At 54.3% G+C, this 12,681-nt stretch carries 12 protein-coding genes; all 12 read left to right on the forward strand.

Translation table 11 applies throughout. The features are described from left to right. Window positions 1–135: 135 nt before the first annotated feature. The 12 genes from H9642_RS06310 (at window position 136) to H9642_RS06365 (ending at window position 12,614) form a co-directional block, all read left to right on the forward strand. Window positions 136–372 carry a hypothetical protein gene (locus H9642_RS06310; RefSeq protein WP_251835574.1) on the forward strand — a complete coding sequence of 79 codons (237 nt, stop codon included), beginning with the start codon at window positions 136–138 and terminating at the stop codon, window positions 370–372. Further along, a complete protein-coding gene (locus tag H9642_RS06315) occupies window positions 365–1,525 on the forward strand; it encodes an Arm DNA-binding domain-containing protein (RefSeq protein ID WP_251835575.1) in 1,161 nt (386 codons plus the stop codon). Before H9642_RS06310 ends, H9642_RS06315 begins: the two co-directional genes overlap by 8 nt. A gap of 11 nt (window positions 1,526–1,536) precedes the next feature. Further along, window positions 1,537–1,821, forward strand: a complete 285-nt coding sequence (locus H9642_RS06320; protein ID WP_251835576.1) for a hypothetical protein — start codon at window positions 1,537–1,539, stop codon at window positions 1,819–1,821. 263 nt (window positions 1,822–2,084) lie between these two features. Continuing rightward, a complete protein-coding gene (locus H9642_RS06325) occupies window positions 2,085–2,366 on the forward strand; it encodes a hypothetical protein (protein WP_251835577.1) in 282 nt (93 codons plus the stop codon). A gap of 43 nt (window positions 2,367–2,409) precedes the next feature. After that, window positions 2,410–2,982 carry a restriction endonuclease subunit S gene (locus tag H9642_RS06330; RefSeq protein WP_251835578.1) on the forward strand — a complete coding sequence of 191 codons (573 nt, stop codon included), beginning with the start codon at window positions 2,410–2,412 and terminating at the stop codon, window positions 2,980–2,982. 3 nt (window positions 2,983–2,985) lie between these two features. Then, window positions 2,986–4,509, forward strand: a complete 1,524-nt coding sequence (locus H9642_RS06335) for a type I restriction-modification system subunit M (RefSeq protein ID WP_251835579.1) — start codon at window positions 2,986–2,988, stop codon at window positions 4,507–4,509. After that, window positions 4,499–5,719, forward strand: coding sequence for a restriction endonuclease subunit S (locus tag H9642_RS06340; protein WP_251835580.1), 1,221 nt, complete (start codon window positions 4,499–4,501; stop codon window positions 5,717–5,719). Before H9642_RS06335 ends, H9642_RS06340 begins: the two co-directional genes overlap by 11 nt. Then, window positions 5,713–7,008: an AAA family ATPase gene (locus H9642_RS06345; protein ID WP_251835581.1), complete on the forward strand. Its 1,296-nt coding sequence runs from the start codon at window positions 5,713–5,715 to the stop codon at window positions 7,006–7,008. Before H9642_RS06340 ends, H9642_RS06345 begins: the two co-directional genes overlap by 7 nt. Continuing rightward, entirely contained in the window at window positions 7,005–7,496 is a 492-nt protein-coding gene (locus H9642_RS06350; RefSeq protein WP_251835582.1) for a hypothetical protein, read from the forward strand. The genes H9642_RS06345 and H9642_RS06350 overlap by 4 nt, the downstream gene beginning before the upstream one ends. Before the next feature lie 13 nt (window positions 7,497–7,509). After that, complete coding sequence (locus tag H9642_RS06355) at window positions 7,510–8,514, forward strand: virulence RhuM family protein (RefSeq protein ID WP_251835583.1); 1,005 nt, start codon at window positions 7,510–7,512, stop codon at window positions 8,512–8,514. A 51-nt stretch (window positions 8,515–8,565) separates the two neighbouring features. Beyond that, window positions 8,566–11,841, forward strand: a complete 3,276-nt coding sequence (locus tag H9642_RS06360) for a type I restriction endonuclease subunit R (RefSeq protein WP_251835584.1) — start codon at window positions 8,566–8,568, stop codon at window positions 11,839–11,841. Further along, complete coding sequence (locus H9642_RS06365; protein WP_251835585.1) at window positions 11,838–12,614, forward strand: M48 family metallopeptidase; 777 nt, start codon at window positions 11,838–11,840, stop codon at window positions 12,612–12,614. The genes H9642_RS06360 and H9642_RS06365 overlap by 4 nt, the downstream gene beginning before the upstream one ends. The last annotated feature ends 67 nt before the right edge of the window (window positions 12,615–12,681 follow it).

A 12,681-nucleotide genomic window follows, 5' to 3' on the forward strand; every position in this document is an offset into this window, starting at 1 on the left:
CTTATTAAGTAGGTCATTCATTTTGCATCCGACTCAAATTTGAGTCAAAAACAGCTTGAAAGTCTCAAATGACTCGTTATTATCAGTTGAGAGCTAAATGCCTCATAAATGATTCATTTGACGCTGGAGAGAGAAGTGAGTGAAATCTATTTGACGACCGATGAGCTGTCTCAGCGCATCAAATACGACGCCCGGACTATCCGTAACCGATTGAAGGATTCCGTCCTGCTGGAGGGTATTCACTACTTCCGGCCTTTCGGAGGCCGGAAAATTCTCTTCATCTGGGAAGCTGTTGAACGCGACATGCTGAAGTTTTCACGCGGAAATGGCTTCGGCATCCCAATGGCCAATGGTGGTGTTTGCCATGGGTAAGATCGTCGCCCGAAAAGAGACCGGCAATTTATTCTTTGATTTTCGCTACCTGGGCAAGCGTTGCCGCGAGCAAACCACGCTTTCTGATACCCCAGCTAATCGAAGAAAATTGGAAAAGTACCTCGAGCGAATCGAAGCGGAGATCACCCTCGGCACTTTTGATTACAGCGAGTACTTCCCGTCCAGCGCTCGTGTCCAGGAAATCAGTAGGCTCCAGGCTGGGCGCGCGGATTCGAAAGTACCGATCTTCAGAGACTTCGCAGAACTCTGGTTTGACGAGAAAAAGATGGAGTGGCGACAGAGCCATACCAAGACGGTACGGCTAACGCTTGAAAAATACCTGCTGCCAAATTTCGGTAAGCAGGGGGTCAGCGCCATCACTAAGGCAGACATCCTGGCTTTTCGCTCGGCACTCGGCAAAGTCCCCGGGCAGAAAAATCAGAGTCTGTCAGCGACGCGAATCAACCACATCATGACGCCATTGCGCATGATCCTTAATGAGGCGGCTGACCGCTTCGAGTTTACGTCACCCTTTCTCGGTATCAAATCCCTGAAGGTCCCCAAGACGGATGTTGAACCCTTCACCCTGCAAGAGGTGTTGCAGATCGTGAACGCTGTCAGGGAAGACTTTCGTCCTTACTTCACAGTCCGCTTCTTCAGTGGGATGCGAACAGCCGAAATTGACGGCCTGCAGTGGAAGTATGTCGATTTTGAGCGCCGCCAGATTCTCATCCGAGAAACCTGGGTGGGTGGCAAGCTCGACTACACCAAAACCGACGGTTCTCAGCGTGAGATCGATATGTCCGGCCCCGTTTATGAGGCTCTTCGAGAGCAACAGAAACGGACTGGCAATGAGCAGTTCGTGTTCTGTACCCGTGAAGGCACTCCCCACGAGTATCGAAACATCAACAATCGCGTGTGGTACCCACTGCTCAGAAATCTTGGCCTGCGCAAGCGTCGCCCCTATCAGAGTCGGCATACAGCCGCGACGCTATGGCTTGCCGCAGGGGAAAACCCAGAGTGGATTGCCCGGCAAATGGGGCACACCACCACCGAGATGCTGTTTCGTATCTATTCCCGCTATGTGCCAAATCTTACGCGCCGGGATGGCAGCGCTTTCGACAACCTGATTAAAGCCAACCTGCAGGGGTGATGATTGTGACCATGAAATTGATCAAGCGCGGTAACGTCATCAGTTTGGGTACTCCCCTGGAGGTGCGTGAGCAGCGTTATCTAAAGCATCTGGCATCTGCCCTGGGCCACTACTTGGAAAACCCCCAGGGCAGCGAATTGGTTCTCCGACTGGGCTCGGGTTACGAAAAAGATAATCAGCAGGCGTTGGAGACGTGGGTGAGCTATCACCGCGATGAGATCTTCGCTAAGCGGCTAGAAGGCCAAAACCCTTTGGACTACCTGATCAACAAAATTGAGCAGCTCGTCCAAAGCTGAAACAACCAAGGGGCCGTAAGGCCCCTTTTCTATTGGTGCGCGCATCTAGGTAGCAAGAGAATAGGCCAAAACGTGCGCAGGTCTCCCCTTAAATGAAGCCTGTAGAAGCTCTACTGTATAAAAAGCAGTTGACGTGCTGCCGAAAGGGAGCGATATTGATCTCGCCATCATCTCAGTACGCAGTGTACAGAGGAGAAAATGAGGTGCGACAGGCTGCAACCTGTCGCGATTGCAATAACTGACCCGTTAGGAGAGCTAAAGCTATGAAACTGTACCAAATCACCTATGACCTGCGAAAGCAGCGTGACTATCAATCCCTGCATGAGCGCATTAAGGCCTATGGCACCAGGTGTCGGCCGCTGGAGTCCACCTGGATCATCGCTACGAGCCAGAGTTCGGCTCAGGTACGGGATAACCTCAAAGCTGTAATGGATGCTGATGACGGTTTGTTGGTAACCCGCCTCCAGGGTGATGCTGCCTGGTATGGATTGTCTGCGAAGGCGACTGAGTGGTTGAAAAACCAATACCAGCGCTGCGAAGTCTGACCCATTCTCGCGCCAAGGATGGCGCTTTTACCCAGAGCTATTTATGCCAACCCAGTTATTCAAATTGAGCGAACTGGCTGATGTCCGCTCCGGCTACACCTTTCGGGGTGCGCTGGAGCATACCTCGTCTGGTGATGTTCGCGTGCTGCAGATCAAGGATCTGCGCCAAAACGCAGCGATTGAACCCGATAAGCTGATTGCCATTACCTGGGATGCCCGTACCGCCGCGCCCCTGCTTCAGTCAGGTGACATTACAGTGATCGCCCGTGGAGATAGCAACAAGGCCGTGCTTTATAAGGGTGAGCAGTCAGTTGTAGCGACCAGCCAGTTCTTTATTGTTAGCGCAAAAAAGCCGAACGTATTACCTGAATACCTGTGCTGGGTGATCAATTTGCCGCAAAGCCAACGCAGCCTTGAGCGCAGCGGCAGCAGCATCCAGGCCATCAGCAAAGGCGCCTTGCAGGACATGATGATTCCTCTCCCCACGCTTGCAACGCAGCAAAAGCTGATCGACCTGCAGCAGCTATGGGATGAAGAGGACCAACTGATCGTGCGCCTGCAAACCAACAGAGAGCGAATGCTGCAGGGCATTTACCAGCACCTTATTAAGGATTGAACCATGAGTGACAAAGTAAACCAGGATGACATCAACAAGGCGCTGTGGGCAGCCTGCGACACCTTCCGCGGCACCATCAGTGCGGACACCTATAAAGATTTCATCCTCACCATGCTGTTCCTCAAGTACATCAGCGATGTCTGGCAGGACCACTACGACAACTACAAGAAGGAATACGGCGACGAGCAGGAGCTGATCGAAGAAATGCTCAAGAATGAGCGTTTCGTGTTATCACGTGACGCCAGCTTCTATGCCCTCTACGAGCGCCGCCATGAGCCAGGCAACGGTGAGCGCATTGACCAGGCGCTGCACGCCATCGAAGAAGCCAACGGCACCAAACTCAAGGATGCCGGCAAGAGCGTGTTCCAGGACATTTCCTTCAACACCGACAAGCTCGGCGAAGAAAAGCAGAAGAACACCATCCTGCGCCACCTGCTGGAAAACTTCGCTGGGGCCGAACTCAACCTCAAACCGTCCCGCGTTGGCAGCCTGGATGTGATCGGCAACGCCTATGAGTACCTGATCAAGAACTTCGCCGCCAGCGGCGGGCAGAAAGCCGGTGAGTTCTACACCCCGCCGGAAGTTTCCGAGTTGATCGCCGAACTGCTCGACCCGCAACCGGGCGACACCATCTGCGATCCGGCCTGCGGCTCTGCTTCGTTGCTGATGAAGTGCGGGCGCAAGGTGCGTGAGCACCACAATAGCAAGCAATACGCTCTCTACGGCCAAGAAGCTATCGGCTCCACTTGGTCGCTGGCCAAGATGAACATGTTTCTCCACGGTGAGGATAACCACAAGATCGAGTGGGGCGACACCCTGCGCAACCCCAAGTTGCTCGACTCAAATGGCCAGTTACTGAAGTTCGATATCGTCACCGCCAATCCGCCGTTCTCACTGGACAAGTGGGGCCATGAAGAAGCCGAACACGACCCCTTTGGACGTTTCAAGCGCGGCATCCCGCCGAAAACCAAGGGCGACTTCGCCTTTATCCTGCACATGATCGAAACCCTGAAGGCCAAAACCGGGCGCATGGCGGTGATCGTGCCCAACGGCGTGCTGTTCCGTGGCTCTAGCGAGGGGAAGATTCGTCGGCAGTTGATCGAGGAAAACCTGCTGGATGCTGTCATCGGCCTGCCGGAAAAACTCTTCTACGGCACCGGTATCCCCGCCGCGATCCTGGTTTTCAGCAAAGCCAAAATTGATGAAAGCGTGCTGTTTATCAATGCCAGCCGTGACTTCAAGGCTGGCAAGAATCAGAACGTGCTAGGCGAGGAGCAGATCAACAAGATCCTGATCACCTACCGCCACCGTATCAACTCGGACAAATACAGCCACCGCGCCAGCCTGCAGGAAATCCGCGATAACGATTACAACCTGAATATCCCGCGCTATGTGGATACCTTCGAAGAGGAAACTGAAATCGACTTGCTGAAGGTGCGCAAAGAGCGTGAGTTGCTTAAGGCCCAGCTAGCTGATTTGGAGGTGCAGATGACTGAGTACCTGATGGAGTTGGGTTATGGTGCCTGATGGATGGGAGCTTAAGGGTTTTGGCGAGATCGCAAATATTGCAAATGGTCAAGTGGACCCTCGGGTGGAGCCTTACTGCAGTCTTCCCCATGTAGGACCAGAGAATGTGATTTCTGACTCAGGGAGAGTTGTCGGTGTCAAATCTTGTGGCGAGCTGGATTTGATTTCTGGGAAGTACCAGTTTGATGAATATGCAATTGTATATTCCAAAATTCGCCCTAACCTTAATAAGGTTTGCATTCCTGGGTTTAGCGGCCTCTGTAGTGCAGACATGTATCCGCTATGGCCGAAAGATGGTATAGATGCGCGCTTCCTGCTTCAGTTAATGCTCGGTCCAGAATTCGTTGGGCGAACCACTGCTGTTTCGATGCGTACCGGCATGCCAAAGATTAACCGATCCGATCTGGCAGCAATACCGGTAAAGTTACCACCGCTAGCAGAGCAAGAGAAAGTTGCCGAAATTCTTTCAACTTGGGATAAGGCGATTGTTGTAACCGAAAAGTTACTGAAAAAAAGCCAGCACCAAAAAAAGGCGTTGATGCAACAATTATTGACAAGCAAGAAGCGTCTTGGTGGGTTTCAGATGCCATGGGAAAAGCATCGACTAGAGCAGCTTTTCTCCAGAGTCACAACTATGAATACTGAGGCCAATACCAATGTGGTCACTATATCGGCCCAGCACGGCCTGATTCGACAGGAAGAGTTCTTTAGCAAAGCTGTTGCCTCGGAAACCCTAGACAACTATTTCCTGATCAAGAAAGGACAATTTGCATACAACAAAAGTTACTCCAACGGGTACCCGATGGGCGCGATAAAGCGCCTGAATAATTATGAAAAAGGCGTGGTAACCACGCTTTATATTTGCTTTGAAGTAAATGATGAAGCCAAATGTAATCCGGAATTCTTTGAGCACTACTTCGAGTCCGGTCTGCTGAATAAGGGTTTAAGCAAGGTCGCTAACGAAGGTGGGCGAGCGCATGGCTTGCTTAACGTCAAACCCAGCGACTTCTTTGGGTTAAATGTATTTGTCCCAGAGATATCTGAGCAAAAAGCAATTGCTGCAGTAATCACATCAGCTGACCAAGAAATCCAATCACTGCAAAACGGACTTGCTTGCCTAAAAGATGAGAAAAAAGCCTTGATGCAGCAACTATTGACCGGTAGGCGCCGGGTGAAAATAGACGAGACTTTGCAGGAGTCACCATGCTGACGAATATTCTTATCGAGGGATTCAAAAGCTATCGGAACCAGCGGCTGCCGCTGTCGCCCTTAACCTTGATGATTGGTGCCAACGCCTCGGGCAAGAGCAACGCGCTGGAAGCCTTTCGCTTCTTGTGCTGGCTTGGCCAGGGTCAGAAACTATCGGTCTTACGCCACACGGTCGATGACTCGGAGAAAATCCTACGTGGTCAGGTCAAAGACCTTCCCTATCTGCAGGGTCAGTCGTTTATCTTGGGTTGTGAAACCGACGACAAAGTGTGGAATAGCCTCAGCGTTGAAATCGCCCTGCGTGATGATGAGCTACATATCATTCAGGAAAGCATCAGTTCGCCTCAGCAGAAGTTCCCGCTCTACCGCATCGAACAGCCCTCCAGCGGCCTGAGTACCGACGTACGCGTTGCCTACAACAACTTTGCGAGAGGCGGTAAGAAACCACAGGTTACTTGCACGGATCAGATCGCTATTCTGAACCAGTTAGCCAGTTCGGCGTTGTTTGAGACTGGACACAAGGCGGCGCAAAGGACCATTCCGGAAACTACCAAGCACTTTCAGCACCTGCTGGCCAACACCCTGTTCCTTGACCCCGTGCCTGCCCTGATGCGAGGTGATAGTTATCCGGACAAGAAGCTGCGGGGCGATTGCTCCAACCTGTCCGGTGTACTTTTCACGCTCTGGCAGGACGAAAAAGCCCGTCCTGCCATTATCGAATTCATCAAGAGCCTGCCCGAGCAGGACGTTAAAGATGTTTGCTTCTTCGAGGATCGCCGCGGGCGCGTATCTCTAGAGCTTATCGAGAGTTTCGGTGAAGTCGATCGCAACTGGTCGGTGGAACTGCTCTCTGATGGCACGCTTAGGGTTCTGGCGATTGCCGCCGCCCTGCTGTCTGCACCAGCGGAGTCGACCCTGGTGATCGAGGAAGTCGATAACGGCGTGCATCCTTCGCGCGCCCGACAATTGCTGACCACCATGCGCGAACAGGCCGAACAGCGTGGCGTGCGCTTGTTACTGACCACCCATAATCCGGCGCTAATGGATGCACTGCCCGACAGTGCGCTGGGCGATGTTGTGTTCTGCTACCGCGATCCACAGGAAGGCGACAGCCGCCTGGCTCGTCTTGCCGACCTGCAGGACTACGCCGGGCTGGTTTCTCAGGGCCCGCTGGGCGAGCTGGTGACCCATGGGGTAGTGGATCGCTTCGTCAAGTCGCCGATCACAGCAGAACAGAAGCGCCAGAACGCCCTTGCCTGGCTGCAGAAAATGCGGGGAGAGGCAGAGTGAGCGCAGTCTGCTTGATCGATACCGGTGTGTTTCTCAACCTCCTGAATGTCCCTAATCGCAATCAGTCGATGCAACAGGTCGCTGACGATTTCATGGAATATGCCGACAACGGCTGCACCTTCATCTTACCGATGGCCACCATCCTGGAAACCGGTAACCATATCGCCCAGAACGGCGACGGCCGACTCCGCCGGGAAACAGCAGAGCGCTTCTGCGAGGCAGTGAATGGGGCTTTTACCGGCGAGGCGCCTTACCGGCCGAGCGAGTTTCCCAATACCGGGGAAATCCTCGGCTGGTTGGACGAGTTTCCGGGTAGGGCCGGCCAGAACAAGTCGCCCGCCCGAACTGGTGAAGGCACCAGCTTCGGCGATCTCAGCATCATCAAGGAGTACGAAAAGTGCATGGCGCGCTTCCCGATGAGCGAGGTATTCATCTGGTCCCTAGATGGTGATCTGGCCGCCTTCCACCGCACACCGGCCCGCCGTTGATACAGGAGTCGCCATGCACTCACATGATCTGATCCTCTACACCACCGACGATGGTCAGTCGCAGTTCGTGCTCCGTGAGCTGGGCGGTCAGGTCTGGCTGACACAACTGGAACTAGCCGAGCTTTACCAGACCAGCAAGCAGAATATCGGCAAGCATATTCAAGCCGTCATCGCTGATGGTGAGCTGGCTGAAGGGGCAGTTGTAAACCAGAAGTTTACTACTGCCGCCGACGGCAAGGATTACCTGACCCACCTCTATGCCCTGCCGATGATCATCGCCGTGGGCTACCGCGTGCGCTCGACGCGCGGCACCCAGTTCCGTCAGTGGGCCACTCGTACCCTAGGTGAGTACCTACAGAAGGGCTTCGTGATGGACGACGCCCGGTTGAAGGAGCCCCGCTGGGACTACTTCGATGAACTGCTCAAGCGCATCCGTGACATACGGGCCTCGGAGAAGCGCTTCTACCAGAAGGTGCGTGACCTCTTCACCCTGGCCGAGGATTACCGCGCGAATGAGCAGGACACCGCCCGTTTGTTTGCCGAAGTACAGAACAAGCTGTTCTTCGCCGTGACCGGCCTCACCGCCGCCGAGCTGATCGTGCAACGAGCTGACGCCGGCGCGCCGAATATGAACCTGCTCAGCTTCAAGGGCGACCGGGTGCGCAAGGCTGATGTAGTGGTGGCCAAAAACTACCTGAATGCCGAGGAGCTGGACCAGCTCAACCGGCTGGTCAGCATGTTCCTGGACTTTGCTGAACTGCGTGCCGAGCAGCGCCAGCATCTGCAGCTCGCCGACTGGCGGCAGTACATCGACAGCTTCATGGCCTTCAACGAGCAACCGCTGCTGCGCACCGCTGGCAGCATCAGCCATGAGCAGATGAAACAGGTGGCGCACGAACGTTACGAGACGTTCGACCGACACCGCCGCAGCGCCGAAGCCCTGGCAGCCGACACCCAGGAACTGGCAGCTTTGGAGCGCCTGGAAAAGCGGCTGAGCAGTGAAAAAAAGAAACGCTGATCGATCACGAATTATCACTATGCGCGCTCCGGAAGAAGAAGGAATTGCCCCGTGACTCCCACCCCCAAGTTTCAGGAAGAATACAGCGCAAAACTTCCGGCGCTGGCACTGCTGTGTAACCTCAGTTGGGAGTTCATCTCACCCGAGCAGGCTTTGGCCGCGCGGAGCGGCAAGAGCGATGAAGTGGTGTTGCGTGATGTGCTGCGCGAGCAACTGAGTAAGCGCCGCTTCTTGTTTGGTGGGGGTGAATATCCGCTCTCTGCCAAGGCCATCGACAATCTGATCAGTGAAGTGTGCAGCCCTGCGCTCAATGAAGGTCTGCAGGCTGCCAACGAGCGGCTGTACAACCATTTGCTGTATGGCATCTCGGTAACTGAGTTCGTGGATGGCAAAAAAGCCAACCCGACTGTGGCATTGATCGACTGGCATAACCCGGCGAACAACAGCTTTATCTTCACTGAAGAGTTTCGTGTGCTGCGCAGCGGAGGAGTGGAGGCACGCAGGCCGGATATCGTTTGCTTCGTCAACGGTATCCCGCTGGTCGTGATCGAAGCCAAACGCCCCAATAGCAATGCGCAAAAGGGCCCGACAATCGACGAGGGCGTTTCGCAAAGTTTGCGCAATCAACGCCATGACGAAATCCCCAGACTGTTCGCCTATAGCCAGTTATTGCTGTCGATCAATGGCAGCGATGGTCGCTATGCCACATGCGGCACACCTGCAAAGTTCTGGGCGGCCTGGCGCGAGGAGGATATCTCTACCGCCGAGTTGTATGCGCTGAAGAATCGCAAGCTGAGTGCAGAACAGAAAGCCTCCATATTCAGCCATCGCCCAGCGGCTGATCTGCACTGGTACGAAACCCTGATCGCCGGTGGCGAGCTAGCGTTGACTGGCCAGGATCAGCTGCTTATTAGTTTGCTTTCCCCTGCGCGGCTGCTGGAAATGACACGCTACTTCACCCTGTTCGATAGGAAGGCAGGCAAGATCGTCGCCCGCTATCAGCAGGTATTCGGGATTAAACGTCTGATCGAGCGGATCAACCACAAGCGCAAGGACGGCGGCCGTGAGGGCGGCGTGATTTGGCACACGACTGGCTCGGGTAAGTCATTCACGATGGTTTTTCTGAGCAAGGCGCTGATCCTGCATGACTCGCTCAAGCAGTGCCGCATTGTGGTAGTCACCGACCGGGTTGATCTGGAAAACCAGCTGAGCAAGACGTTTGCTTCGGGTGGCGAACTAGCAGGCAAGAAGGATCGCGAGGCGGCGATGGCCACTTCCGGCACACGCTTGGCTGAGCAGATCGGCAAGGGTAATGAGCGCATCATTTTTTCGCTGATTCAGAAATTCAACAGCGCCACCAAGCTGCCACAGTGCGTGAACACCAGTGCAGACATCATCGTGCTGATTGATGAAGGTCATCGCAGCCAAGGTGGTGAAAACCATATCCGCATGAAGCAGGCGCTGCCCAATGCTGCCTTTGTGGCGTTCACCGGCACGCCGCTGCTCAAGGACGACAAGACGACGAATAAGTTTGGACCTATCGTGCATGCCTACACCATGCAACGCGCGGTAGAAGATCAGGCCGTGACACCGTTGCTCTATGAAGAGCGCATCCCCGATCTGGATGTGAACGAACGCGCCATCGACAGTTGGTTCGAGCGGATCACCGAAGGACTAAACGAGCAGCAGAAGGCCGATCTCAAGCGCAAGTTCGCTCAGAAAGGCCAGATCTACAGCGCTGATGACCGTATTCGTTTGATTGCACTGGATATCGCCAACCACTTCGTGAAGAACATCGACGAGGGTCTCAAGGGGCAATTGGCCTGTGACAGCAAGGCGTCGGCAATCAAGTACAAGCAGTATCTGGATGAGGCAGGGTTGTTTGAAAGTGCCGTGGTGATGAGCCCGCCGGATAGCCGTGAGGGCAACACCGATGTGGATGAAACGGCCTCACCTGAGGTAACTCAATGGTGGAAGAAAAACGTTGGCAGCACAGATGAGCAGGCCTACACCAAGCAGCTGATCGAGCGCTTCGACAAGGATGATTCGCTCAAGCTGTTGATCGTGGTGGACAAGCTGCTGACGGGTTTTGATGAGCCGAAGAACACCGTGCTCTACATCGACAAACCGCTCAAGGAACACAACCTGATCCAGGCGATTGCACGGGTAAACCGCCTGCATCCGCTAAAGAAATTCGGCCTGCTGATCGACTACCGAGGCATTCTTTCCGAGCTGGATACCACCATTCAGAAGTATCAGGATTTGGCTTCGCGTACCCAGGGCGGCTATGACATCAATGACATCGCTGGCCTCTACAACCAGATGAGCAGCGAGTACAAACGGCTACCTCAGCTGCATAAAAACCTCTGGGCGATTTTCTCCGATGTTAAAAACAAAGGTGATATCGAGCAGTTGCGTCAGGTGCTTGTGCCCAAGATGCAGGAACGTGATGGCGAGCTGGTTGATGTGAATCTCAAGGTCCGTGATGACTTCTACGAGGCTCTGACGGAGTTCGCCAGTTGCCTGAAGGTTGCCCTGCAATCTGCCTCCTTCTTCGAAGACACCAGCTTCAGCGATGCCGACCGCACTCACTACAAGGAAACCCTCAAGCAGTTTTCCAGCCTGCGCCAACTGGCCAAACAGGATGCTGGTGAAACGGTTAACTATGACCAGTACGCGGACCAGGTGCGCAAGCTGCTGGACAAGCATGTAGTTGGGGTCGAGGTGAAAGACCCCGGCGGTGTTTATGAAGTCGGCAAGATGGGGCAACAAAAGCCTGAACAGTGGAGCGAGGACAAGACGCGCAACGAAACCGACATCATCAAGACCCGCGTCAGCAAGATGATTGAGCAGGATCTGCGGGACGATCCCTATGCTCAGGAAGCGTTCTCCAAGCTGCTACGCCAAGCTATCGAAGAGGCGGCAAAGCTATTCGATCATCCGCTCAAGCAGTACCTGCTATTCCATGAATTTGAGCAGCAGGTGCAGGCACGCAAACTGGATGAGTTGCCCGATGTTTTTGCGGGCAACCGGCATGCTCAAGCTTACTTTGGTATTTTCAAGAAGAGTCTTCCGGAAGCTCTGATCTCAGCTGATGAGCAGGTACAGGGACACTGGGTGAAGCTGGCTTTCAGCTTGGATGAAATGGTTATGACCTCTGTGGCCGAACATTCAATCAACCCACAGAACATCGAAAGCGACATCCGCAAGAAGCTATTGCCGTTGCTCTTCAAGGAGTGCAAGGCGGTGGGAGCCGGGATGGATCAGGCGAAGGCCATGGTTGAGTGGGTGGTGCAAATCACACGGGTAGGCTTGTCCGGCGTATGAGCGTGCCCATCGTCCTGAATGCTCAGCCTGCTCCCCTAGCGCAAAGCTGGCTGAGTTTTTACTACGCAGATGAACTGATACAGGTTGAGCGGGCGCAACGGGGGCGCGAGGTTTCGCGCATTCTGATCAAGGTCGATCCAGATTGCCGCGTGCGCGTCAGTGCACCGGCCAGTGCTAGCGATGAGCAGGTATTGGCTGCACTGAAACGACGCGGTCGCTGGATCTATCAGCAGCTTCGTGAATTCCGCGCACAGCTCACACATGTCCGCCCGCGGCAGTACATCAGCGGAGAAAGCCACTACTACCTAGGCAAGCAATATGTACTTAAGGTCATAGAGGCTCCTGATGAGCTGCAACGGGTGCGTCTATTGCGTGGCAAGCTGGAGGTCTCTGTCCGGGTAAAGTCGGCAGGAAAGGTAAGCGAACTATTGCGTAGCTGGTACAAGGCTCGCGCACGCGAGGTTTTTGATCGACGGCTGGAGGCCGTCTTGCAGCAAACCCTTTGGGTTGCTGCCAAGCCACCACTGCGCATCCTCAGCATGCAAACGCAGTGGGGTAGCTGCTCCCCTGCCGGCCGCATCACGCTCAACCCCCACTTAGTTAAAGCATCCCGCGAGTGCATTGACTATGTGATTTTGCATGAGCTTTGCCACATCGCTGAACACAATCACAGCGAGCGCTTTTACCGGCTCATGCAGCAGGTAATGCCGCAATGGGAAAAGACCAAAAAGCGACTGGACGGTATGGCTGCTGCATTGCTTAACGGCAACTAATTTCCCATTCAATTAGCAGGTATTAAAGGCTGCAATCGGCTGATGAAGGGTGCGCTGGACATACAGG

Source organism: Serpens gallinarum, assembly GCF_014836765.1.
GTDB lineage: Bacteria > Pseudomonadota > Gammaproteobacteria > Pseudomonadales > Pseudomonadaceae > Serpens > Serpens gallinarum.